Raw genomic sequence first — 23,792 nt, 5'->3', positions numbered from 1 at the left:
CTTCCCTTGAATCGATGTGGTGTGTTTGCTGCGACAGTGCAGGATGCCATCGCCACTTTTGATGAGTAAGCAAAGAGTATGTCAACAACCACAGAAGTCATCGCTCATCACTGGGCGTTTATTGTTTTCATTGTTATCGCGTTTGGCCTGTGTGCCTTTATGTTAACCGGTGGCTGGTTGTTAGGTGGACGTGCACGCGCGCGCCATAAAGACACGCCGTTTGAATCCGGTATCGAATCCGTCGGTGATACCCATATCCGCCTCTCGGCAAAATTCTATCTGGTTGCGATGTTTTTCGTCATTTTCGACGTCGAAGCCCTCTATCTATACGCATGGTCGACCTCCATTCGCGAAAGCGGCTGGGTCGGCTTTGTCGAAGCCGCAATTTTCATTTTGGTGCTCCTGGCAGGCCTGGTTTATCTGGTGCGCATCGGTGCGCTGGATTGGGCGCCTGCGCGTCGTCGCGTAGTCGTCAAATCGAGCCCGGTCAGCCACAGTCACACCAACCCTCATAAGCAGTAAAAGCGAGGCAATAAGATGGACTACACGCTGACACGCGTAGACCCGAACGGCGGCGGTGATAACGATCGCTATCCGCTGCAGAAACAGGAGATTGTTACCGATCCTCTGGAGCAGCACGTTCATCGCAGCGTCTATATGGGCAAGCTCGAGCACGCCCTGCATGACATGGTGAACTGGGGTCGTAAAAACTCTCTCTGGCCGTATAACTTCGGCCTTTCCTGTTGCTACGTGGAAATGACCACGTCATTCACCGCAGTACATGATGTGGCGCGTTTCGGTGCGGAAGTAATGCGCGCCTCGCCACGTCAGGCTGACTTTATGGTGATCGCCGGTACGCCGTTTACCAAAATGGCACCGGTGATTCAGCGTTTGTATGACCAGATGCTGGAACCGAAATGGGTGATTTCGATGGGGGCCTGCGCCAATTCCGGCGGTATGTATGACATCTATTCGGTGGTGCAGGGTGTCGATAAATTCCTGCCGGTTGATGTGTATATCCCGGGTTGTCCGCCACGTCCGGAAGCTTACATGCAGGCGCTGCTGCTGCTGCGTGAGTCCATCGGCAAAGAACGTCGTCCACTCTCGTGGGTGGTTGGCGATCAGGGCGTGTATCGCGCCAATATGCAGTCTGAGCGTGAAAGAAAGCGTGGTGAGCGTATTGCCGTCACCAACCTGAGAACCCCAGACGAAGTTTAAGCACCCCGTACACGGATGGAGCCACGGCCGCAGCAGATAATGACAACGTAGTGTGTGCCGCCATCCTGACGCCTTCTTTTGAGTGCCTGATTACAGGCCGGAATGGTGAGTAACGTATGACAGATTTAACCACGCAAGATCTCGCTCAGCCTGCATGGCAAACCCGCGACCATCTGGATGATCCAGTGGTCGGCGAGCTGCGTAACCGTTTTGGGCCGGATGCCTTTACCGTTCAGGCCACCCGCACCGGGATTCCGGTCGTCTGGGTGAAACGTGAACAGTTACTGGAAATTGTCGAATTCCTGCGTAAGCTGCCAAAGCCGTACGTCATGCTGTATGACTTGCACGGTTTCGATGAGCGTTTACGTACCCACCGCGCCGGTTTACCCGCCGCGGATTTTTCCGTTTTCTATCACCTGCTTTCGATTGAACGCAACCGCGACATCATGCTCAAGGTGGCGCTGTCTGAAAACGATCTGAATGTGCCCACCATCACCAAAATCTTCGCCAATGCCAACTGGTATGAGCGCGAAACCTGGGAGATGTTTGGTATCACCTTTAATGGTCACCCGCACCTGACGCGCATCATGATGCCGCAGACCTGGGAAGGCCATCCGCTGCGTAAAGATTACCCGGCGCGTGCCACTGAGTTCGACCCGTTCGAACTGACCAAACAGAAAGAAGATCTGGAGATGGAGGCGCTGACCTTCAAGCCTGAAGACTGGGGCATGAAGCGCAGTACCACCAATGAGGACTTTATGTTCCTCAACCTGGGTCCTAACCACCCCTCTGCGCACGGTGCATTCCGTATCATCCTGCAGTTGGATGGCGAAGAGATCGTCGACTGCGTACCGGATGTCGGTTACCACCACCGTGGTGCTGAGAAGATGGGCGAGCGTCAGTCCTGGCACAGTTACATTCCGTACACCGACCGCATCGAGTATCTCGGCGGCTGCGTGAACGAAATGCCTTACGTGCTGGCGGTAGAAAAACTGGCCGGTATCACCGTGCCGGATCGCGTTAACGTGATCCGCGTGATGCTGTCTGAGCTGTTCCGCATCAACAGCCACTTGCTGTACATCTCCACCTTTATTCAGGACGTCGGCGCAATGACGCCAGTGTTCTTCGCCTTTACCGACCGTCAGAAAATTTATGACGTGGTCGAAGCGATTACCGGTTTCCGTATGCATCCCGCCTGGTTCCGCATTGGCGGCGTGGCACATGACCTGCCGAAAGGTTGGGAGCGTCTGCTGCGTGAATTCCTCGACTGGATGCCAAAGCGTCTGAAAGAGTATGACAAAGCGGCACTGCGCAATACCGTATTGATGGGCCGTTCACAAGGTGTGGCCGCCTACAACATGGATGAAGCACTGGCGTGGGGCACCACCGGCGCTGGCCTGCGTGCCACCGGTCTGGACTTCGACGTGCGTAAATGGCGTCCATACTCAGGCTATGAAAACTTCGATTTCGAGATCCCGGTTGGCGCTGGCATCAGTGATGCCTACACCCGCGTTCAGCTGAAAATGGAAGAGATGTGGCAGTCACTGCGTATTTTGGAACAGTGTCTGAAAAACATGCCGGAAGGCCCGTTCAAAGCAGATCACCCGCTGACCACGCCGCCGCCAAAAGAGCGCACGCTGCAACACATCGAAACCCTGATCACTCACTTCCTGCAGGTGTCGTGGGGCCCCGTCATGCCGGCCAACGAATCCTTCCAGATGATCGAGGCGACCAAAGGGATCAACAGCTACTACCTGACCAGCGATGGCAGCACCATGAGCTACCGCACCCGCGTGCGTACGCCAAGCTTCCCGCACCTGCAGCAGATCCCATCGGTGATCCGCGGCAGCCTGGTATCCGACTTGATCGTATACCTCGGTAGTATCGATTTTGTTATGTCAGACGTGGACCGCTAATTATGCACGATCAAAAAATTGCCATTCAAACCATCGACCCGACTGAGGTCTTTGTGCTGAGCGAGGCCGAGCACCACGCTATTGAGCATGAAAAACATCACTATGAAGATGCGCGCGCGGCGTCGATTGAAGCGCTGAAGATCGTGCAGAAGCAGCGCGGCTGGGTGCCGGACGGTGCCATCAACGCGATTGCTGAGGTACTGGGCATTCCGGCCAGCGACGTAGAAGGTGTGGCGACGTTTTACAGCCAGATCTACCGTACGCCGGTTGGCCGCCACGTGATTCGCTACTGCGACAGCGTGGTGTGCCACATCACCGGTTACCAGGGCATTCAGGCGGCGCTGGAGCAGAACCTGAACATTAAGCCAGGACAAACCACGCCGGATGGCCGCTTTACGCTGCTGCCAACCTGCTGCCTCGGCAACTGTGACAAAGGCCCGACCATGATGGTGGATGAAGATACCCACGTTCACCTGACGCCGGAAGGCATCGCCAACCTGCTGGAGCAGTATCAATGACCATTAAACAGATCATTCGTACTGCGGAAACACATCCACTGACCTGGCGTCTGCGCGACGACAAGCAGCCAGTGTGGATAGATGAATATCGCAGTAAAAACGGCTATGTCGGTGCGGAAAAAGCCTTGAAAGAATTCAGCCAGGATGAAATCGTGGCGGCGGTGAAAGACTCCGGTCTGAAAGGCCGTGGTGGTGCAGGCTTCAACACCGGCCTGAAATGGAGCCTGATGCCGAAAGACGAATCCATGAACATCCGTTACCTGCTGTGTAACGCCGATGAAATGGAGCCGGGCACCTATAAAGACCGCTTGCTGATGGAGCAGATGCCGCACCAACTGGTGGAAGGCATGCTGATCAGTGCGTTCGCCTTGAAAGCTTACCGTGGCTACATCTTCCTGCGTGGCGAGTACATCGAAGCAGCTGTTCATCTGCGTCGCGCGATTGCCGAAGCCACCGAAGCCGGCTACCTCGGTAAAAACATTCTCGGCACCGGATTCGATTTTGAGCTGATCGTGCACACCGGCGCAGGGCGTTATATCTGCGGTGAAGAAACGGCACTGATCAACTCGCTGGAAGGCCGCCGCGCGAATCCGCGCTCTAAGCCGCCATTCCCGGCGAGTGCGGGCGTATGGGGCAAGCCAACCTGCGTTAACAACGTGGAAACCTTGTCCAACGTGCCTGCGATCTTCCTCAACGGCGTTGACTGGTACAAAAATATCTCTACCAGCGAAGACACCGGCACCAAAATGATGGGCTTCTCTGGCCGCGTGAAAAACCCAGGTGTGTGGGAACTGCCATTTGGCACCACCGCGCGTGAGATTCTGGAAGATTATGCCGGTGGCATGCGCGATGGCCTGAAATTCAAAGCCTGGCAGCCAGGCGGTGCGGGTACCGACTTCCTGACCGATCAGCATCTTGATCTGCCAATGGAATTCGCCAGCATCGGTAAAGCGGGTAGCCGTTTAGGTACTGCACTGGCGATGGCGGTCGATCACGAAATCGGCATGGTTTCGCTGGTGCGTAATCTGGAAGAATTCTTTGCGCGCGAGTCCTGTGGCTGGTGTACGCCATGCCGTGATGGATTGCCGTGGAGCGTGAAGATCCTGCGTGCGCTGGAGCAGAAAAAAGGCCAGCCGGGTGATATCGAAACCCTGCAGCAGCTTTGCCGCCAGCTCGGTCCAGGTAAAACCTTCTGTGCCCACGCACCAGGTGCCGTTGAGCCATTGCAGAGCGCGATTAAATATTTCCGTGAAGAGTTTGAAGCCGGCATTGCGCCGCAGGTGTTTGGTAATACCCGATCGATCGGTGGTATTCAGCCCAACCTGCTGAAAGCGCGCTGGTAATCAGCCGCCGTACACGGAATTCACCCTGAGCCGACCCGGCTTGGGGGACAGAATTAGATGTTTAACGCTCGTCTTAGGGCGAGCCTTACGGAAGCATGTTCACTATGGCTACAATCCATGTAGACGGTAAAGAATATGATGTGAACGGAGCGGACAACCTGTTGCAGGCGTGTCTCTCTCTGGGCCTTGATATTCCTTATTTTTGCTGGCATCCGGCGCTGGGAAGCGTGGGAGCCTGCCGCCAGTGCGCGGTGAAGCAATTCCAGAATGCCGAAGATACCCGCGGTCGCCTTGTTATGTCATGCATGACACCGGCGTCGGACGGCACCTTTATTTCCATCGACGATGGCGAAGCGAAAGAGTTTCGTGAAAGCGTGGTGGAGTGGCTGATGACCAACCACCCGCACGACTGTCCGGTGTGCGAAGAGGGCGGTAACTGTCACCTGCAGGATATGACGGTAATGACGGGACACAGCTTCCGTCGCTACCGTTTTACCAAGCGTACCCATCAGAATCAGGATCTCGGGCCGTTTATCTCGCATGAGATGAACCGCTGTATCGCCTGTTACCGCTGCGTGCGCTACTACAAAGATTACGCCGATGGCAAAGATCTTGGCGTGTACGGCGCGCATGACAACGTCTACTTTGGCCGTCCGGAAGATGGCACGCTGGAGAGCGAATTCTCCGGTAACCTGGTAGAAATCTGCCCGACCGGCGTGTTCACCGATAAAACCCACTCTGAACGCTATAACCGTAAGTGGGATATGCAGTTTGCGCCCAGCATCTGCCAGCAGTGCAGCGTAGGTTGTAACACCAGCCCGGGCGAGCGCTATGGCGAGCTGCGTCGTATCGAAAACCGCTACAACGGATCGGTGAACCACTACTTCCTGTGCGACCGTGGCCGTTTCGGCTATGGCTACGTAAACCGTAAAGATCGTCCGCGTCATCCGGAACAGCTGCGCGGTAGCGACCGCATCACGCTGAACGCAGAGCAGGCGGTTAATGCCGCCGCGGATATCCTGCGTCAGGCGAAGAAGGTGATCGGTATCGGTTCGCCACGCGCCAGTATCGAAAGCAACTTCGCGCTGCGCGAACTGGTGGGCGCAGAAAACTTCTCAACCGGTATGCCGGCAGCTGAGCAGGCGCGGGTTGAGCTGATGCTGAAAGTGCTGCAGCAGGGCGGCATCTACACGCCATCGCTGCGTGAAATTGAAAGCTATGACGCCGTGCTGGTGCTGGGTGAAGACCTGACTCAGGTTGGTGCCCGCGTGGCGCTGTCGGTGCGTCAGGCCGTTAAAGGCAAAGCACGCGAAATGGCCGCCGCTCAGAAAGTTGCGGACTGGCAGATCGCCGCCATCCTCAACATTGGTCAGCACGCCAAACATCCGCTGTTTGTCACTAACGTTGATGAAACCCGTCTCGATGATATTGCCGCGTGGAGCTATCGCGCACCGGTGGAAGATCAGGCACGCCTGGGCTTCGCCATCGCGCACGCGCTGGATGACAGCGCACCGGCGGTTAGCGACTTTGACAGCAGCCTGAACGGCAAGCTGGACGTGGTGGTACAGGCGCTGGCCGGCGCGAAAAAACCGCTGATCATTTCCGGCACCCACTCGGGCAGCACGGCAATGATTGAAGCGGCAGCCAACGTGGCTAAAGCGCTGAAAGCGCGCGGTGCTGACGTCGGTATTACCTTCCTCGCCGGTGCCGCCAACAGCTTCGGTCTCGGCCTGATGGGCGGCCAGTCGCTGGACAGCGCGCTGGAGCAGCTGGACAAAGGCGAAGCGGAAGCGCTGGTGGTGCTGGAGAACGATCTCTACCGTCACGCACCGAAAGCCACCGTCGATGCAGCACTGCATAACACCGCGCACGTGATCGTGGTTGATCATCAACGCACCGCCACGCTGGAGAAAGCCGGTCTGGTGCTATCCACCGCCAGCTTTGCCGAGAGCGACGGCACCTCCATCAACCATGAAGGTCGCGCCCAGCGCTTCTTCCAGGTTTACGATCCGGCCTACTACGACGATAGCGTGGTGATGCTGGAGAGCTGGCGCTGGCTGCATTCGCTGCACAGTGCCGTCGAGAGCCGCCAGATTGACTGGACGCAGCTCGATCACGTGATTGATGCCGCGATTGTGGCGCTGCCACAGCTGAAAGGGATTAAGGATGCGGCGCCGGACGCCAGCTTCCGTATTCGTGGCCAGAAACTGGCGCGTTCACCGCATCGTGCCAGTGGCCGTACCGCCGCGCGCGCCAACATCAGCGTGCACGAACCGCGTCAGCCGCAGGATAAAGACACCATGTTTGCCTTCTCCATGGAAGGTAACAACCAGCCGTCGGCACCGCGTTCGCAGATTCCTTTTGCCTGGGCACCAGGCTGGAACTCACCGCAGGCGTGGAACAAGTTCCAGGCGGAAGTGGGCGGTAAACTGCGTCATGGCGATCCGGGCGTGCGGCTGTTTGAAGCCAGCGAAAGTGCACTGGACTGGTTCAGCCAGGTTCCGGCACGCTTCGTGGGCGGCAGCCAGTATCGCGTGGCACCTTACTATCAGCTGTTTGGTAGTGAAGAGATGACTCAGCGCTCGCCAACCTTCCAGAAACGCATGGCGCCGGCCACGCTGGTGATCAACCCGGCAGATGCTGAGAAGCTGGGCGTTAATAACGGTGCGTCCGTGGAGCTGGTTTGCGCCGGTGAAACGCTGCGTCTGCCGGTGCGCTTCTCTGCGGCACTGCAGGCGGGGCAGGTGGGTCTGCCGCTCGGCATGCCGGGTGTACCGCCGTTCCTCGCGGGTGCGCAAATTGACAAACTGCAGGAGGCAGCGCAATGAGCTGGCTGACACCGGACGTTATTGACATCATCCTGCAGGTGGTGAAAGCCATTGTCATCCTGCTGGTGGTGGTGGCCTGTGGTGCCTTCATGAGCTTTGCCGAGCGTCGTCTGCTCGGCCTGTGGCAGAACCGTTATGGACCGAACCGTGTAGGCTGGGGCGGCTCGCTGCAGCTGGCGGCGGACATGATCAAAATGTTCTTTAAAGAGGACTGGGTTCCGCCGTTTACCGATCGCTTCATCTTTACCCTGGCACCGGTTATCGCCTTCGTTTCGCTGCTGCTGGCGTTTGCGATTGTGCCGGTTTCGCCGAGCTGGATGGTCACCGACCTGAACATCGGTCTGCTGTTCTTCCTGATGATGGCGGGTCTGGCGGTATACGCCGTACTGTTCGCGGGCTGGTCGAGTAACAACAAATACTCGCTGCTCGGTGCAATGCGTGCCTCCGCGCAGACCCTGAGCTACGAAGTGTTCCTCGGCCTGTCGCTGATGGGCGTGGTGGCGCAGGCGGGTTCCTTTAACCTGAACGCCATCGTTGAGAGCCAGACGCACCTGTGGAACATCATCCCGCAGTTCTTTGGCTTCGTGACCTTCTGTATTGCCGGCGTCGCGGTGTGCCACCGTCATCCGTTTGACCAGCCGGAAGCGGAACAGGAGCTGGCCGACGGTTACCACATCGAATATGCCGGGATGAAGTTCGGCCTGTTCTTTGTCGGTGAGTACGTGGCCATTACTACCGTATCGGCGCTGATCGTCACCCTGTTCTTTGGTGGCTGGCACGGTCCGTTCCTGCCGCCGTTCATCTGGTTCGCCCTGAAAACGGCGTTCTTTATGGTGATGTTTATCCTGATTCGTGCTGCGCTGCCGCGTCCACGTTATGACCAGGTGCTGTCGTTCGGCTGGAAAGTGTGTCTGCCGTTGACGTTATTGAACCTGCTGGCGACCGCCGCAGTGATTCTGTACAGCGCGCAGTAAGGGGTTTTGAGATGACTTTAAAAGATATTGTCGTTGGCTTCGGCACGACAGTGCGCAGTATCTGGATGATAGGCATGCATGCCTTCGCCAAGCGCGAAACCCAGATGTATCCAGAAGAACCGGTTTACCTGCCGCCGCGCTACCGTGGCCGTATCGTGCTGACGCGCGATCCGGACGGCGAAGAGCGCTGCGTGGCCTGTAACCTGTGCGCCGTTGCCTGCCCGGTCGGCTGTATTTCGCTGCAGAAAGCGGAGATGCAGGATGGCCGCTGGTATCCGGAATTTTTCCGCATCAACTTCTCGCGCTGCATCTTCTGTGGTTTATGTGAAGAAGCGTGCCCGACCACCGCGATTCAGCTGACGCCGGACTTCGAACTCGGTGAGTTCAAGCGTCAGGATCTGGTGTACGAGAAGGAAGACCTGCTGATTTCCGGCCCGGGTAAATATCCGGAGTATAACTTCTACCGCATGGCAGGTATGGCGATCGACGGTAAAGACAAAGGCGACGCGGAAAACGAAGCCAAACCGATCGACGTTAAAGGCTTATTACCTTAAGGAGCCAGGTATGGAATTTGCGTTTTATCTTTGCGGACTGGTGGCGGTGCTGACGACATTGCGCGTCATCACCCACACCAATCCGGTACATGCGCTGCTGTACCTGATTGTTTCGCTGCTGTCGATTGCCGGCGTGTTCTTCTCAATGGGTGCCTATTTTGCCGGTGCGCTGGAGATCATCGTCTATGCCGGTGCCATCATGGTGCTGTTTGTGTTCGTGGTGATGATGCTTAACCTGGGTAAAACCCAGCAGGATCAGGAGCGCGAATGGCTGAAGCCGTCGCTGTGGATCGGTCCGGGCATTGTCTCGCTGCTGCTGCTGGTGGTGATGATCTACGCCATCCTGACCGCGACCGACCAGGGTATTGATGGCACCGTCATCGATGCCAAAGCGGTGGGCATCAGTCTGTTTGGCCCGTATGTTCTGGCGGTTGAGCTGGCGTCAATGCTGCTGCTGGCCGGTCTGGTGGTGGCGTTCCATATCGGACGTGAAGATCGTCAGGGCGAAGTGCTGAGCAACCGCGTGTCAGACGCGGCGGCCAATAAGGAGGAGCACGCATGATCCCGTTACAACACGGCCTGATTCTGGCTGCTGTGCTGTTTGTTCTCGGCCTGACCTCGCTGGTACTGCGCCGCAACCTGCTGTTTATGCTGATCGGTCTGGAGATCATGATCAATGCCGCGGCGCTGGCGCTGGTGGTGGCAGGCAGCTACTGGGGACAAGCCGACGGTCAGGTGATGTATATCCTGGCAATCAGCCTCGCGGCGGCGGAAGCCAGTATTGGTCTGGCGCTGCTGCTCCAGCTCTATCGTCGTCGTCAGACGCTGAACATTGACACAGTGAGCGAGATGCGCGGATGAATCTTCTCTATTTAACCGTATTATTTCCGCTGATTGGCTTCCTGCTATTGGCGTTTTCCCGTGGTCGCTGGTCGGAGAACCTGTCGGCTGCGGTGGGGATGGGTTCAGTGGGCCTTGCGGCGCTGACCACCGTATTTGTGGGTGTGGACTTCTTTAGTCACGGCCAGCAGCCATTTACCCAGGCGCTGTGGACCTGGATGCACGTGGGTAACTTTGACATCAAAGTGAACCTGGTGCTGGATGGTCTGTCGCTGACCATGCTGTCGGTGGTCACCGGCGTCGGCTTCTTCATCCACATGTTCGCTTCGTGGTACATGCGCGGTGAAGAGGGTTATTCACGCTTCTTCGCTTACACTAACCTGTTCATCGCGAGCATGGTGGTGCTGGTGCTGGCCGATAACCTGATGCTGATGTACCTGGGCTGGGAAGGGGTAGGGCTGTGTTCCTACCTGCTGATTGGCTTCTACTACAGCAATCCGGAAAACGGCAAAGCGGCGATGAAAGCCTTCATCATCACCCGTGTCGGTGACGTGTTCCTCGCCTTTGCGTTGTTCATTCTCTACAACGAACTGGGTACGCTGAACTTCCGTGAGCTGATGGAGCTGGCCCCGGCGCACTTCGCGGCGGACAACCACATGCTGCAGTGGGCGACGCTGATGCTGCTGGGCGGTGCCGTGGGTAAATCGGCACAGCTGCCGTTGCAGACGTGGCTGGCCGATGCGATGGCCGGTCCGACGCCGGTCTCCGCGCTGATCCACGCTGCCACCATGGTAACCGCAGGCGTCTATCTGATTGCCCGCACCCACGGTCTGTTCCTGCTGACGCCGGAAGTGCTGCATCTGGTGGGTATCGTTGGTGCGATTACGCTGGTGCTGGCGGGCTTCGCCGCGCTGGTGCAGACCGACATCAAACGCGTGCTGGCTTACTCCACCATGAGTCAGATCGGCTACATGTTCCTGGCGCTGGGCGTACAGGCGTGGGACGCTGCGATTTTCCACCTGATGACCCATGCGTTCTTCAAGGCGCTGCTGTTCCTCTCCTCCGGTTCCGTGATTCTGGCCTGTCATCACGAGCAGAACATTTTCAAAATGGGCGGTCTGCGTAAGAGCATCCCGCTGGTGTATGTCTGCTTCCTGGTGGGCGGTGCTGCGCTGGCCGCGCTGCCGCTGATTACCGCCGGCTTCTATAGTAAGGACGAGATTCTGTTCGGTGCGCTGGCTAACGGTCACATCAATCTGATGGTCGCCGGTCTGGTGGGTGCATTCCTTACCTCAATCTACACCTTCCGCATGATCTTCATCGTGTTCCACGGCGAAGAGAAAATTCATGCGCATGCCGGTAAAGGCATTACGCATCATCTGCCGCTGATTGTGCTGCTGGTACTCTCGACCTTCGTTGGCGCGCTGATTACGCCTCCGCTGGCGGGCGTGCTGCCACAGAACGAGTTTGGTGAAACCGGCAAAGTGGCGCTGGAAATCACCTCGGGTGCCGTGGCGATTATCGGAATCCTGATTGCCGCCGCGCTGTGGCTGGGCAAACGTCAGCTGGTCACCCGCATCGCCAACAGCGCGCCGGGCCGTTTCTTCGGCACCTGGTGGTTTGCGGCCTGGGGCTTCGACTGGCTGTACGACAAGGTATTTGTTAAACCGTACCTTGGCATTGCCTGGCTGCTGCAGCGCGATCCGCTCAATTCACTGATGAACCTGCCGGCGCTGCTGTCGCGCATCGGTAATAAAGGTCTGGTGGTGAGTGAGAACGGCTATCTGCGCTGGTATATCGCGTCGATGAGCGTCGGTGCCGTGGTGGTGCTGGCGCTGATGCTGGTGATTTAACGATTGATGAGCGGGGCGCGCGATGGTTTAGCGCCCCACGTAAGAATGTTCAAAATTGTCTGATGCACGGGTGAGATCAACGCAGTCAGTTTGGTGTTCGTCAGCGCAGCAACCGGCGCGTAGTAATACGTGAACGTTGCCCGCGCGGGCGAGGCGAAACAGGCGCGTCCGATAGCCTGAACGAAGACGAAAATAGGGAATGTACGCCGTGTTATTACCTTGGCTAATAATTATACCCTTTGTTGGGGGCTTGCTTTGCTGGCTGGCTGAGCGCCTTGGCGCGAAGGTGCCGCGCTGGATTGCCCTGATCACCATGGGGCTGACGCTGGCGCTGGGCCTGCAGCTGTGGCTGCAGGGCGGCTATTCGCTGACGCAGGCTGCGGGCCTGCCGCAGTGGCAGTCGACTTTCCTGGTGTCGTGGATCCCACGCTTTGGCATTAATTTCCATCTGGCGCTGGATGGCCTGTCGCTGCTGATGGTGGTGCTGACCGGCCTGCTGGGTCTGATGGCGGTTCTCTGCTCGTGGAATGAAATCGAAAAGTATCAGGGCTTCTTCCACCTCAACCTGATGTGGATTCTCGGCGGCGTGATCGGCGTGTTCCTCGCCATCGACATGTTCCTGTTCTTCTTCTTCTGGGAAATGATGCTGGTGCCGATGTACTTCCTCATCGCGCTCTGGGGTCACAAAGCCTCTGACGGTAAAACGCGTATCAGTGCCGCAACCAAATTCTTCATCTATACCCAGGCTTCGGGTCTGGTGATGTTGATTGCGATTCTGGCGCTGGTGTTTGTGCACTACAACGCCACTGGCGTCTGGACGTTCAGCTATGAAGAGCTGCTGAAAACGCCAATGTCACACACCGTTGAGTATCTGCTGATGCTCGGCTTCTTCATCGCCTTTGCGGTGAAAATGCCGGTGGTGCCGCTGCACGGCTGGCTGCCGGATGCCCACAGCCAGGCACCGACCGCTGGTTCGGTTGACCTTGCCGGTATCCTGCTGAAAACTGCGGCTTACGGCCTGCTGCGTTTTAGCCTGCCGCTGTTCCCGAATGCGTCTGCGGAGTTCGCACCGATCGCCATGTGGCTCGGCATCATCGGTATCTTCTACGGCGCCTGGATGGCGTTCTCGCAGACCGATATCAAACGCCTGATCGCCTACACCTCGATTTCGCACATGGGCTTCGTGCTGATTGCCATCTACACCGGCAGCCAGCTGGCGTTCCAGGGCGCGGTGGTGCAGATGATTGCGCACGGCCTGTCGGCCGCGGCGCTGTTCATCCTGTGCGGTCAGCTGTATGAACGTCTGCATACCCGTGACATGCGCCAGATGGGCGGCCTGTGGTCGCGCATCAAGTGGATTCCGGGCCTGTCGCTGTTCTTTGCCGTGGCTAACCTCGGTATGCCGGGCACCGGTAACTTTGTGGGTGAGTTCATGATTCTGACCGGCAGTTATCAGGTGGTGCCGTTGATTATCGTGATTGCCACCTTCGGCCTGGTATTTGCCTCAGTGTACTCGCTGATCATGATGCAGCGCGCTTACTACGGCGAAGCCAAATCAAAAGAGCCGCTGGCTGGAATGTCGCCGCGCGAATTCCTGACCATCGGTGTACTGGTCGTGCTGCTGGTGCTGCTGGGCGTTTACCCGCAGCCAATCCTCGACACGTCCCATGCTGCGATGAGCAATATTCAGCAGTGGTTTACCGCTTCAATTTCAACTACAAGGCCGTAATTCGCCATGACAATAACTCCTCAACATCTGATTGCGTTACTGCCGCTGTTGATCGTCGGATTGACGGTGGTGGTGGTGATGCTGTCCATTGCGTGGCGACGCAACCACTTTGTTAATGCCACGCTGACGGTCATCGGTCTTAACCTCGCGCTGCTGTCGCTGTGGTTTGTGGGCCACGTGGGCGCCATGGATGTCACGCCGCTGCTGCGCGTGGATGGCTATTCGATGTTCTATACCGCGCTGGTGATGCTGGCGAGTCTGGCAACCTGCACCTTTGCTTATCCGTGGCTGGCCGGTTTCCCGGACAACAAAGATGAGTTCTATCTGCTGGTGCTGATCGCTGCGCTGGGCGGGATTGTGCTGGCCAGCGCCAACCATCTGGCGGCGCTGTTCATCGGTATCGAACTGCTGTCGCTGCCGCTGTTTGGTCTTATCGGCTACGCCTTCCGTCAGAAGCGCTCGCTGGAAGCGGCGCTGAAGTACATGATTCTGTCGGCTGCGGCCTCCTCGTTCCTGATCTTCGGTATTGCGCTGGTCTACGCCGATTCCGGCAGCCTGAGCTTTGTGCAGCTCGGCAAAAGCCTGAATGACAGCATGATTCAGCAGCCGCTGCTGCTGGTCGGGCTGGGCATGATGATCATCGGTCTTGGCTTTAAGCTGTCGCTGGTGCCGTTCCATCTGTGGACGCCAGACGTTTATCAGGGCGCGCCGGCTCCGGTCTCGACCTTCCTCGCCACCGCCAGCAAAATCGCTATCTTTGCGGTCATCATGCGTCTGTTCATGTACGCACCGGTAACCGACAGTGAAGCGGTGCGCACCGTGCTGGGTGTGATTGCCTTCGTCTCGATCCTGTTCGGTAACCTGATGGCGATTTCGCAGAGCAACATCAAGCGTCTGCTCGGCTATTCATCTATCGCGCATCTTGGCTATCTGCTGGTGGCGCTGATTGCGGTGAAAACCCATCAGCTGTCGCTGGAAACCGCCGGTGTCTATCTGGCCGGTTACCTGTTCAGCAGCCTCGGCGCCTTCGGTGTAGTCAGCCTGATGTCGAGCCCGTACCGTGGTCCGGATGCGGATACGCTTTACTCGTATCGCGGTCTGTTCTGGCATCGTCCGATTCTCTCCGCCGTGATGACGGTGATGATGCTGTCGCTGGCCGGTATCCCGATGACGCTGGGCTTTATCGGTAAGTTTTACGTCATCGCGTCTGGTGTTAACGCGCATCTGTGGTGGCTGACCGCGGCGGTTGTCGCCGGTAGCGCTATTGGTCTGTATTACTACCTGCGCGTTACGGTGAGCCTGTACCTCAGCCCGCCGGAACTGCACACTCGTGATACTCCAGCCAACTGGGCGTTCACCGCCGGTGGTGTGGTGGTGCTGATCTCCGCTATCCTCGTGTTGCTGCTCGGTGTTTATCCGCAGCCGCTCATCACGCTGGTGCAGCTGGCCCAGCCGCTGATGTAAACAGCGCGTCATCTTCACAATCAGGCCTGCGGGCCTGATTTTTTTTGCCTGCAATTTGAGAGTTTGATCACATAGCTCCGCGTGTCAGCCCCTGTTACGTGCTGCCCACTGCGTTTAGCGCATGCGCTGTGATAGGCTGTAAAGATCACTTTTTTCGCTCAGACAAGGAAGCACGATGGATATGCAATGGCTTGATTGCCACCACAGTGAACTGACCGCGCAGCAGCTGTATACCGTGCTGGCGCTGCGCAATCAGGTGTTTATCGTCGAACAGGCCTGTCCGTATCAGGACATAGATGGCCAGGATTTGACGGCTGATAACCGCCATCTGCTGGGCTTTCTTGATGGCAAACTGCTGGCGTATGCGCGTCTGCTGACGCCCGCGCTGGCTTCCTCGCCGGTGACCATTGGTCGGGTGATTGTGTCGGAAGAGGCGCGCGGCCTGAAACTGGGCTATCGGCTGATGGAGCAGGCGCTGAACAGCTGCGAACAGCACTGGCCGCAGCGGGCGGTGTATCTGTCCGCGCAGGCGCATCTGGAAGGCTTTTATGGTCGCCTGGGCTTCCGGGCGGTCACGGATGTTTATCTGGAAGATAATATTCCGCACGTCGGCATGCAGAAAAACTAACGGCGAGGTGTTGGCCTCGCCGTGCAGGTTAGCCCGGCGTCATCTGCCGGTCGTCGGTGTACTTGCGCTGATCGGGCGGTGGCGGGAAGTACTGATACAGCCAGGTTTCGCTCAGCGTCTCATCTTTGGTGCGCAGGAACAGGCGCATATCCACCGGTTTGGTTGAGTCGCTGTTCGGATACCAGTCAAACAGGATACGGTAACCTTTCAGCGGTTCGACGTAGAGAATCTCCACCTGTTTGAAGGTGCCGGACGACACGGTGATCACCGGTTCGATACCTTTCGGCGCGGCCGCCTGCAGGTCACCGCCAATGAAATCGATAGCAAAGCGGCGGCACCACTGGTCCGGGAAGTGTTCGCCCGGTGCCCAGCCTTCCGGGAAGCCACCAATACCGGTGCGCGTGGCGTCAACGCGGGCCAGACCGCTGCGTACCGGCGGCAGCTGGCTCCAGTAGAGTTTGTACTGGAAATTAAACTCGCTGCCAGCTTTGACCGGCTCGGCCGGCTGCCAGAAGCAGACGATGTTATCCAGCGTTTCCCCGGTCGTCGGGATCTCCATCAGGTTGATGGCGCCTTTACCCCATTTACCGATCGGCTCAACCCACAGGCTGGGTCGTTTGTCATACCAGCCAATCACGTCCTGATAATCTTTGAAATCATGATTCAGCTGCAGCAGACCGAAGCCGCGCGGGTTTTCATCCTGATAGGCATTAAACTGCAGGCGCTGCGGGTTATTCAGCGGACGGGCAATCCACTCGCCGCTGCCGCTCCACATCGCCAGGCGATCGGAGTCATGAATCTGCGGATGATAGGTATTGCACATGCGGCGCTCGTTGGTGCCGCAGCTGAACATGCTGGTCATTGGCGCAATACCGAGCTGACGAATCTCGTTGCGCGCAAACAGGTGGTTTTCCACCTCCATCACCACGCGTTTTTCTTCGCAGTGGATGGTGAACTTGTAGGCACCGGTGACGCTGGCCCCGTCCAGCAGTGCATACACCACAAAGGTGGTGTCTTCAGCTTTTGGCGTCTCGAACCAGAAGGCGGTGAAGTCCGGAAACTCTTCCTGGCCATTGCTGAAGGTGTTAACCGCGACGCCACGGGCTGACAGGCCATATTGGTAGGTTTCATCTACCGCGCGGAAGTAGCTGGCGCCGAGGAAAGAAACGATGTCGCGTCGCGCCAGCTCCGGCTTTTTAAAAGCGCGGAAACCGGCAAAGCCGAGGTCGGTTTTACCCACCAGCTGCTGGGTATCCACGTTGGCGTTGTGATAATTAAACAGTTCCGGACGGAAGTGGATTTCCCGCGCCTCGCGGCTGGCGGCGTCCACGGAGAACATGCGAATGCGGCGCTTAAAGCCCATGCCAACGTGGAAGAACTGCACATCCAGCTCGCGGTCGGCGATGTTGTTCCACAGTGAGTGGTTAGCGTCGTACTGAATTTCGTTATACGCCTGCGGTGTCAGATTGGCCAGGGTCGCGGGCAGGGGGCCGGGCGCGCCGCCCCAGGGCTGTTTGGCCAGCGCCGCGGCTTTCTTTTTCAGCACATCGAAATCGAAGCGCACGGCGGTTCCGTCGGCGATGCCATCATCGGCCCAGGCGGACTGCGCAAACAGCGAGGAGAGCCCGGTCATGCCGCTAACGGCAGAGAGGGCCATGGACGCTTTCATAAATTTTCTACGATTCATGCCGGAAATCTTTTCCTTAGCTGCTCGGGTGTATTGAGGCTGTCGCAAGACATTTAGCGTCAGGCTACAGGGGGTTACGACAGTGGCGAAAATAAAAAATTCAGTCCGCTGAAAATTTATCAGATTAATCAAATAAACGAAGCACAATTCCGCGTGCAACGCCCCGGATGACATAACTTTGCGTTCAGCGCGGCAAAAAGCGCAGTCAGCGGATGACGGCGCGGCGCAAAAACGCAATTTATGACTATAGTTAATCGACACCGCATTTAAACATGGAGGATTGTGAACATGTCATCTACCGATCAATTTGAAACCCGTCTTGATGACGATCTGGCGCTGCTGACGGAAACGCTGGAAGAAGTGCTGCGCTCCTCGGGCGATCCGGCGGACCAGAAATATATCGAACTGAAGCAGAAAGCCGAGCAGGCGCTGGAAGACGTGAAGAATCGCGTGAGCCAGGCGTCCGACAGCTATTACTATCGTGCCAAACAGGCAGCGTATCGTGCCGACGATTACGTGCATGAAAAACCGTGGCAGGGCATTGGTATCGGTGCGGCTGCCGGTCTGTTTGTTGGCCTGCTGCTGGCGCGCCGTTAATCCCCGTGGGCGCGATGTTCGTCGCGCCCGATTCCTGCTTTCCCGCTGTTTCCTTTCCGCATCGCGATTAACCCGCTATTTCGCACCGGCGGCGATTGTGTTTCGCCTGCGCGCTCCCTACAGTGAAAGCCACAGGGATAAGGAGAAAAGATCGTGATACGTGTCGAAATGCTCTCAACGGGCGATGAAGTGTTACATGGGCAGATTGTCGATACCAACGCTGCGTGGCTGGCCGATGTGCTGTTTCAGCACGGCCTGCCGATGACCAGTCGCAGTACGGTCGGCGATGCGATGAGCTCGCTGGTTGAAGCGCTACAGAGTCGCAGTCAGATTGCCGACGTGCTGATTGTGAACGGCGGTCTCGGGCCGACCAGCGACGATCTCAGCGCCCAGGCAGCGGCCACCGCCAGTGGCAGCGAGCTGGTGCTGCAGCAGGCGTGGCTGGAGAAGATGGAAGCCTGGTTTGCCAGCCGCGGGCGGCTCATGGCACCCAGTAATCGCAAGCAGGCGGAGATCCCGGCCAATGCCGAGTTGATCGATAACCCGGTCGGCACCGCCTGTGGGTTTGCCCTGCAGCTTAATCGCTGCTGGATATTCTTTACCCCCGGCGTGCCGTCAGAGTTCAAAGTGATGGTTGAGCAGCAGATTATTCCGCGTCTTAAGGCGCGTTTTGCGTTGCCAGAACCCCCGCTGTGCCTGCGTCTGACCACCTTTGGCCGCGGCGAGAGCGATATTGCCGCCGAGCTTGAACCGCTGCCGCTGCCGGAAGGCGTCGTGATGGGCTACCGTTCGTCGATGCCCATCATTGAGATCAAACTGACCGGCCCGGCCAGCCAGCGCGTGGCGATGGAGCAGGTGTGGCAGCAGGTTAAGTTACTGCTGGCCGAGTGCACCATTTTTGAAGGCTTTGAAGGGCTGCCGGCCGTGCTGGCGCGGGAACTGCACGATCGCGGCTTCCGCCTTGCTCTGAGCGAACAATACACGGCCGGGTTGCTGCACTGGCAGCTGGCCGCCGCGCAGGTGCCGCTTAGCGCCGCCGAGCTGCTGCCGGCACGTGAGGAGTCGCTGGAAGCGCAGGTTACGCGCACGCGTCAGTTAGCCGCTCAGCAGGGTACAGTGCTGGCCTTGTCGGTTGGCGATCTGCAGGAAGGGGAAGTGTCGATTGCGCTGCACACACCGGAAGCCAGCTGGGGCCAGCGGGTGAAATTTACCCACGGGCGGCACAATCTGGAAACCCGGCAGAAAGTGGTAGCGATGATGGCGATGAATATGCTGCGCCGCTGGCTGCACGGCAGTGAAGTCAGTACCGGTCACGGCTGGATTGATGTCCTGGAGACGGTGAAGAGCTAACCCGATTGTGCTGGCGGTCATCATCAGCAAGGTCAGAGGGGAAGTTGAGCACGCCCGGAACGGCAAAACCCGCTCCCTGCGGGCCTCGACACGCGGCATCCTTGCCGCGTGACGTCCGGCTTAGCTCAACATCCCCTCTTCCCGTTAGCATTGGTGTCGCTGCAGGGTGACGTTCTGTTACCGCAATGAAGAAGCCTGATAGGGCGTGGGGGAGGTTGCCGCTTGCAGCAGCCTCCGCGCCAGGACGGCGCGGCGGCAGGCTCCAGGGATGGATTTACGCCGGTGCAGCAAGCGGCAACCTCTCTGACGACCTGTATGGATGTTGCAGCATTAAAGGACTTTTGGGTTTGGTGTAGCGGCAGGTTACAGCTCGATCTCAATCTCCCCTCTGGCCTTACAACAGCAGGGCAGAATCTCGCCCTGCTGAATAAATGCCAATGGGGTTTCCGCATAATCCACTTCGCCTTTCAGCAGACGCATGCGGCAAGAGCCGCAGTAGCCTTCGCGACACTGAAACTCGACGCACACATTGTGTGCTTCCAGCGTCGTCAGCAGATTAGGGTGTTCGTCTGCGCACTCCAGCCGGGAGCCGGAGCTGCGCAGGATTATCACGGAACGGCTCATGCTTACAGCTGGAAATCGTTGAAGTCGTCTTCGCCCACTTCGGAGTCGATCTGACCCACCAGATAGGAGCTCACTTCAACTTCCTGCGGCGCCACCTGCACGTTATCTGACACCAGCCACGAGTTAATCCATGGAATCGGGTTCGAACGCGTCTGGAACGGCAGATCAAGGCCCACCGCCTGCATGCGGATATTGGTGATGTACTCAATGTACTGGCACAGAATGTCCTTGTTCAGACCAATCATTGAGCCGCCGCTGAACAGATACTCAGCCCACTCTTTTTCCTGCTCGGCCGCTTTCTTAAACAGGTCGAAGCACTCGTCGCGGCACTCAGCGGCGATCTCTTTCATTTCAGGATCGTCTTCACCGGTACGCATCAGATTCAGCATATGCTGAGTGCCGGTCAGGTGCAGCGCTTCGTCACGGGCAATCAGACGAATAATCTTGGCGTTGCCTTCCATCAGTTCGCGCTCGGCGAAGGCGAACGAGCAGGCAAAGCTGACGTAGAAGCGAATCGCTTCCAGCGCGTTAACGCTCATCAGGCAGATATACAGCTGCTTCTTCAGCGCACGCAGATTCACGGTCACGCTCTTGCCCGCCACCTGATGCGTGCCTTCACCCAGCAGATGCCAGTAGTTGGTCATCTCGATCAGATCATCGTAATACTTCGAGATATCCTGCGCGCGCGCCAGAATCTGCTCGTTAGTCACGATGTCATCAAACACCAGTGACGGATCGTTGACGATATTACGGATGATGTGAGTGTACGAGCGTGAGTGGATGGTCTCGGAGAACGCCCAGGTTTCCACCCAGGTTTCCAGCTCGGGAATCGAAATCAGCGGCAGCAGCGCTACGTTCGGGCTGCGGCCCTGAATGGAATCCAGCAGCGTCTGATACTTCAGGTTACTGATGAAGATGTGCTTCTCGTGCTCCGGCAGCGCCTGATAGTCGATGCGATCGCGCGAGACGTCAACCTCTTCCGGACGCCAGAAGAAAGAGAGCTGCTTCTCGATCAGCTTTTCAAAGATGTCGTATTTCTGCTGGTCGAAACGGGCAACGTTCACTGACTGGCCGAAGAACATCGGCTCTTTCAGCTGGTCATTTTTGTTCTGTGAGAAAGTAGTGTAAGCCATGACTAAGTCCAAAAGTGAAACGGGCCAGCCGCTGCTGGCCCAGACACGATAAGGCGCCCGCAGGCGCCTTTCGATCAAATTTTACAGGCGCCGCTTTCGCAGCCATCGTCCTGAATAGACGGCGCCAGATCGTCCTGCGCATCCTCGGCACCGTCACGGGTGTTTTGGTAGTACAGGGTCTTCACGCCAAATTTGTACGCGGTCAGCAGATCTTTCAGCAGCTGTTTCATCGGCACTTTGCCATTGGCAAAACGGCCTGGATCATAGTTGGTGTTCGATGAAATCGCCTGATCGATAAACTTCTGCATCACGCCAACCAGCTGCAGATAGCCGTCGTTTGATGGCATCTCCCACAGCAGTTCGTACTGATCTTTCAGACGCTCATACTCCGGTACTACCTGGCGCAGAATCCCGTCTTTCGACGCTTTGATACTGATGTGACCGCGCGGCGGCTCGATACCGTTGGTGGCGTTCGAAATCTGCGAAGAGGTCTCAGACGGCATCAGTGCAGACAGCGTAGAGTTGCGCAGGCCGTGGGTTTTAATCGACTCACGCAGCGCTTCCCAGTCAAGGTGCAGCGGCTCATTACATACGCTGTCGAGATCCTTTTTATAGGTATCGATCGGCAGAATGCCCTGCGAATAAGTGGTCTCTTTAAACCACGGGCAGGCACCTTGCTCTTTCGCCAGCTCGTTGGAGGCTTTCAGCAACCAGTACTGAATGGCTTCAAAGGTTTTGTGCGTCAGGTTGTTGGCGCTGCCGTCGGAGTAGCGCACACCGTGTTTCGCCAGGTAATAGGCGTAGTTGATCACGCCAATACCCAGGGTACGACGACCCATTGCACCGCGTTTTGCAGCCGGGATCGGGTAATCCTGGTAATCGAGCAGGGCATCCAGCGCGCGTACTGCCAGCGTCGCCAGCTCTTCCAGATCGTCCAGGCTTTCAATCGCGCCGAGGTTAAAGGCGGACAGGGTGCACAGCGCGATCTCGCCGCTTTCGTCGTTGACGTCTTCCAGCGGTTTGGTCGGCAGTGCAATTTCCAGGCACAGGTTAGACTGACGCACTGGCGCAATGGCCGGATCGAACGGGCTGTGGGTGTTGCAGTGGTCAACGTTCTGCACGTAGATACGGCCGGTTGAAGCACGTTCCTGCATCATCAGCGAGAACAGGTCGACGGCTTTCACGCGCTGCTTGCGGATGCTGTCGTCCTTCTCATATTTGGTATACAGACGCTCAAACTCATCCTGATCGGCGAAGAACGCGTCATACAGGCCTGGCACGTCGGACGGGCTGAACAGGGTGATGTCTTCGCCTTTCAGCAGGCGGGTGTACATCAGCTTGTTGATCTGCACGCCGTAATCCATATGACGCACGCGGTTGCCTTCAACACCGCGGTTGTTTTTCAACACCAGCAGGCTTTCCACTTCCAGATGCCACATCGGGTAGAACAGCGTTGCCGCACCGCCGCGCACGCCGCCCTGCGAGCAGGATTTTACCGCCGTCTGGAAGTGCTTATAGAACGGGATACAGCCGGTGTGGAACGCTTCACCGCCGCGGATCGGGCTGCCGAGCGCACGAATGCGACCCGCGTTGATGCCGATACCGGCACGCTGTGACACATATTTCACAATAGCGCTGGAGGTGGCGTTAATGGAATCCAGGCTGTCGCCGCACTCGATCAGTACGCAGGAGCTGAACTGACGGGTCGGGGTGCGCACGCCGGACATGATAGGCGTAGGCAGCGAGATCTTGAACGTGGAGATCGCATCGTAGAAACGCTTGATGTAATCCATACGCGTATCGCGCGGATAGCCGGAGAACAGGCAGGCGGCGACCAGAATATACAGGAACTGGGCGCTCTCGTAGATTTCACCGCTGACGCGGTTCTGCACCAGATATTTGCCTTCCAGCTGCTTCACCGCCGCGTAGGAGAAGTTCATGTCGCGCCAGTGGTCGATGAAGCCGTCCATCTGCTCGAACTCTTCGGTGCTGTAGTCTTCCAGCAGATGGCGATCGTATTTGCCCATCTCGACCATTTTCACTACCTGGTCGTACAGCTTCGGTGGCTCAAACTGACCGTACGCTTTTTTACGCAGGTGGAAGATCGCCAGACGCGCAGCCAGGTACTGGTAATCAGGCGCGTCACGGGAGATCAAATCAGCAGCCGCTTTGATGATGGTCTCGTGAATGTCCGAGGTTTTGATGCCATCGTAAAACTGGATGTGCGAACGCAACTCAACCTGCGAGACGGAGACATTGTTCAGCCCTTCAGCTGCCCAGTCCAGCACCCGGTGAATCTTATCGAGGTCGATGCGCTCCTGGCGGCCATCGCGTTTCGTAACGAGCAGACTTTGGTTCATGTCGCGTGTTTACCTGTCCATGAAATACAAAATTATCCCCCGTCTATTCACAGGCGGCTCATTGTGAGTAAGCCTGTGGATAAACACTATATATAGGGGGTGCGGGAAGTTTGAACAACAATATGGTGAGTATTCTAGTCAGCAATCGGATCATCACAAGAGTTGATTTTCACAAA

General features: G+C 57.3%; 20 protein-coding genes. 16 read left to right on the top strand and 4 right to left on the bottom strand.

Annotation, left to right across the window (positions count from 1 at the left end):
* The first annotated feature begins 78 nt into the window (after nucleotides 1–78).
* The 14 genes from QMM04_RS06155 (at nucleotide 79) to QMM04_RS06090 (ending at nucleotide 15,865) form a co-directional block, all read left to right on the top strand.
* Entirely contained in the window at nucleotides 79–522 is a 444-nt protein-coding gene (locus tag QMM04_RS06155; RefSeq protein WP_021509213.1) for an NADH-quinone oxidoreductase subunit A, read from the top strand.
* Between the two features lie 15 nt (nucleotides 523–537).
* Nucleotides 538–1,218, top strand: coding sequence for an NADH-quinone oxidoreductase subunit B (locus QMM04_RS06150; protein ID WP_282995828.1), 681 nt, complete (start codon nucleotides 538–540; stop codon nucleotides 1,216–1,218).
* Between the two features lie 116 nt (nucleotides 1,219–1,334).
* Nucleotides 1,335–3,134 (top strand): NADH-quinone oxidoreductase subunit C/D, encoded by a 1,800-nt coding sequence (gene nuoC / locus QMM04_RS06145; RefSeq protein WP_097116580.1) that lies wholly within the window; start codon nucleotides 1,335–1,337, stop codon nucleotides 3,132–3,134.
* A gap of 2 nt (nucleotides 3,135–3,136) precedes the next feature.
* Nucleotides 3,137–3,652, top strand: coding sequence for an NADH-quinone oxidoreductase subunit NuoE (gene nuoE, locus QMM04_RS06140; protein WP_021509216.1), 516 nt, complete (start codon nucleotides 3,137–3,139; stop codon nucleotides 3,650–3,652).
* Between the two features lie 2 nt (nucleotides 3,653–3,654).
* Complete coding sequence (gene nuoF / locus QMM04_RS06135) at nucleotides 3,655–4,995, top strand: NADH-quinone oxidoreductase subunit NuoF (protein ID WP_282995830.1); 1,341 nt, start codon at nucleotides 3,655–3,657, stop codon at nucleotides 4,993–4,995.
* A 104-nt stretch (nucleotides 4,996–5,099) separates the two neighbouring features.
* Nucleotides 5,100–7,823 carry an NADH-quinone oxidoreductase subunit NuoG gene (nuoG, locus tag QMM04_RS06130; protein ID WP_058775807.1) on the top strand — a complete coding sequence of 908 codons (2,724 nt, stop codon included), beginning with the start codon at nucleotides 5,100–5,102 and terminating at the stop codon, nucleotides 7,821–7,823.
* Nucleotides 7,820–8,797 carry an NADH-quinone oxidoreductase subunit NuoH gene (gene nuoH / locus QMM04_RS06125; protein WP_282995827.1) on the top strand — a complete coding sequence of 326 codons (978 nt, stop codon included), beginning with the start codon at nucleotides 7,820–7,822 and terminating at the stop codon, nucleotides 8,795–8,797. The genes nuoG and nuoH overlap by 4 nt, the downstream gene beginning before the upstream one ends.
* An 11-nt stretch (nucleotides 8,798–8,808) precedes the next feature.
* Nucleotides 8,809–9,351, top strand: a complete 543-nt coding sequence (gene nuoI / locus QMM04_RS06120) for an NADH-quinone oxidoreductase subunit NuoI (RefSeq protein ID WP_021509220.1) — start codon at nucleotides 8,809–8,811, stop codon at nucleotides 9,349–9,351.
* Between the two features lie 10 nt (nucleotides 9,352–9,361).
* Nucleotides 9,362–9,913 carry an NADH-quinone oxidoreductase subunit J gene (gene nuoJ, locus QMM04_RS06115; RefSeq protein ID WP_021509221.1) on the top strand — a complete coding sequence of 184 codons (552 nt, stop codon included), beginning with the start codon at nucleotides 9,362–9,364 and terminating at the stop codon, nucleotides 9,911–9,913.
* Entirely contained in the window at nucleotides 9,910–10,212 is a 303-nt protein-coding gene (gene nuoK / locus QMM04_RS06110) for an NADH-quinone oxidoreductase subunit NuoK (protein WP_013509877.1), read from the top strand. The genes nuoJ and nuoK overlap by 4 nt, the downstream gene beginning before the upstream one ends.
* Complete coding sequence (gene nuoL, locus QMM04_RS06105) at nucleotides 10,209–12,044, top strand: NADH-quinone oxidoreductase subunit L (RefSeq protein ID WP_058775806.1); 1,836 nt, start codon at nucleotides 10,209–10,211, stop codon at nucleotides 12,042–12,044. The genes nuoK and nuoL overlap by 4 nt, the downstream gene beginning before the upstream one ends.
* A 208-nt stretch (nucleotides 12,045–12,252) precedes the next feature.
* Nucleotides 12,253–13,773: an NADH-quinone oxidoreductase subunit M gene (nuoM, locus tag QMM04_RS06100; protein WP_031280038.1), complete on the top strand. Its 1,521-nt coding sequence runs from the start codon at nucleotides 12,253–12,255 to the stop codon at nucleotides 13,771–13,773.
* Nucleotides 13,774–13,779: 6 nt separating this feature from the next.
* A complete protein-coding gene (nuoN, locus tag QMM04_RS06095; RefSeq protein ID WP_282995826.1) occupies nucleotides 13,780–15,237 on the top strand; it encodes an NADH-quinone oxidoreductase subunit NuoN in 1,458 nt (485 codons plus the stop codon).
* 175 nt (nucleotides 15,238–15,412) lie between these two features.
* The gene (locus QMM04_RS06090; RefSeq protein WP_021509225.1) at nucleotides 15,413–15,865 is read left to right on the top strand and encodes a GNAT family N-acetyltransferase; all 453 of its coding nucleotides are present in this window, start codon (nucleotides 15,413–15,415) and stop codon (nucleotides 15,863–15,865) included.
* A 28-nt stretch (nucleotides 15,866–15,893) separates the two neighbouring features.
* On the opposite strand, the gene QMM04_RS06085 is transcribed toward QMM04_RS06090, so the two are convergent.
* A complete protein-coding gene (locus QMM04_RS06085) occupies nucleotides 15,894–17,552 on the bottom strand; it encodes a glucan biosynthesis protein (protein WP_031280040.1) in 1,659 nt (552 codons plus the stop codon).
* Nucleotides 17,553–17,840: 288 nt separating this feature from the next.
* Between QMM04_RS06085 and elaB the strand changes: the two genes are divergently transcribed.
* Both elaB and QMM04_RS06075 read left to right on the top strand, forming a co-directional pair.
* Complete coding sequence (elaB, locus tag QMM04_RS06080) at nucleotides 17,841–18,149, top strand: stress response protein ElaB (RefSeq protein WP_021509227.1); 309 nt, start codon at nucleotides 17,841–17,843, stop codon at nucleotides 18,147–18,149.
* 153 nt (nucleotides 18,150–18,302) lie between these two features.
* Nucleotides 18,303–19,499 (top strand): nicotinamide mononucleotide deamidase-related protein YfaY, encoded by a 1,197-nt coding sequence (locus QMM04_RS06075; protein WP_059009139.1) that lies wholly within the window; start codon nucleotides 18,303–18,305, stop codon nucleotides 19,497–19,499.
* Between the two features lie 363 nt (nucleotides 19,500–19,862).
* Here QMM04_RS06075 and yfaE read toward each other — a convergent pair whose 3' ends face one another.
* The 3 genes from yfaE to nrdA form a co-directional block, all read right to left on the bottom strand.
* The gene (gene yfaE / locus QMM04_RS06070; protein WP_059009141.1) at nucleotides 19,863–20,123 is read right to left on the bottom strand and encodes a class I ribonucleotide reductase maintenance protein YfaE; all 261 of its coding nucleotides are present in this window, start codon (nucleotides 20,121–20,123) and stop codon (nucleotides 19,863–19,865) included.
* Nucleotides 20,124–20,125: 2 nt separating this feature from the next.
* Nucleotides 20,126–21,256: a class Ia ribonucleoside-diphosphate reductase subunit beta gene (nrdB, locus tag QMM04_RS06065; protein ID WP_021509230.1), complete on the bottom strand. Its 1,131-nt coding sequence runs from the start codon at nucleotides 21,254–21,256 to the stop codon at nucleotides 20,126–20,128.
* Between the two features lie 74 nt (nucleotides 21,257–21,330).
* Complete coding sequence (gene nrdA / locus QMM04_RS06060; protein WP_021509231.1) at nucleotides 21,331–23,616, bottom strand: class 1a ribonucleoside-diphosphate reductase subunit alpha; 2,286 nt, start codon at nucleotides 23,614–23,616, stop codon at nucleotides 21,331–21,333.
* Nucleotides 23,617–23,792: the final 176 nt, after the last annotated feature.

The sequence above is a fragment of the Pantoea sp. Pa-EAmG genome, from assembly GCF_030024295.1.
GTDB lineage: Bacteria > Pseudomonadota > Gammaproteobacteria > Enterobacterales > Enterobacteriaceae > Pantoea > Pantoea dispersa.
Note: the sequence above shows the minus strand (reverse complement) of the source record. Positions and strands in the feature narration are given on the sequence as shown.

Coding starts and splice junctions, on each gene's coding strand:
- QMM04_RS06090 (WP_021509225.1), top strand. CDS start 15,413: ATGGATATGCAATGGCTTGATTGCCACCACAGTGAACTGACCGCGCAG.
- nuoL (WP_058775806.1), top strand. CDS start 10,209: ATGAATCTTCTCTATTTAACCGTATTATTTCCGCTGATTGGCTTCCTG.
- nuoN (WP_282995826.1), top strand. CDS start 13,780: ATGACAATAACTCCTCAACATCTGATTGCGTTACTGCCGCTGTTGATC.
- nrdA (WP_021509231.1), bottom strand. CDS start 23,616: ATGAACCAAAGTCTGCTCGTTACGAAACGCGATGGCCGCCAGGAGCGC.
- QMM04_RS06150 (WP_282995828.1), top strand. CDS start 538: ATGGACTACACGCTGACACGCGTAGACCCGAACGGCGGCGGTGATAAC.
- yfaE (WP_059009141.1), bottom strand. CDS start 20,123: ATGAGCCGTTCCGTGATAATCCTGCGCAGCTCCGGCTCCCGGCTGGAG.
- nrdB (WP_021509230.1), bottom strand. CDS start 21,256: ATGGCTTACACTACTTTCTCACAGAACAAAAATGACCAGCTGAAAGAG.
- nuoI (WP_021509220.1), top strand. CDS start 8,809: ATGACTTTAAAAGATATTGTCGTTGGCTTCGGCACGACAGTGCGCAGT.
- nuoC (WP_097116580.1), top strand. CDS start 1,335: ATGACAGATTTAACCACGCAAGATCTCGCTCAGCCTGCATGGCAAACC.
- nuoJ (WP_021509221.1), top strand. CDS start 9,362: ATGGAATTTGCGTTTTATCTTTGCGGACTGGTGGCGGTGCTGACGACA.
- nuoG (WP_058775807.1), top strand. CDS start 5,100: ATGGCTACAATCCATGTAGACGGTAAAGAATATGATGTGAACGGAGCG.
- nuoH (WP_282995827.1), top strand. CDS start 7,820: ATGAGCTGGCTGACACCGGACGTTATTGACATCATCCTGCAGGTGGTG.
- nuoE (WP_021509216.1), top strand. CDS start 3,137: ATGCACGATCAAAAAATTGCCATTCAAACCATCGACCCGACTGAGGTC.
- nuoK (WP_013509877.1), top strand. CDS start 9,910: ATGATCCCGTTACAACACGGCCTGATTCTGGCTGCTGTGCTGTTTGTT.
- elaB (WP_021509227.1), top strand. CDS start 17,841: ATGTCATCTACCGATCAATTTGAAACCCGTCTTGATGACGATCTGGCG.
- QMM04_RS06155 (WP_021509213.1), top strand. CDS start 79: ATGTCAACAACCACAGAAGTCATCGCTCATCACTGGGCGTTTATTGTT.
- QMM04_RS06085 (WP_031280040.1), bottom strand. CDS start 17,552: ATGAATCGTAGAAAATTTATGAAAGCGTCCATGGCCCTCTCTGCCGTT.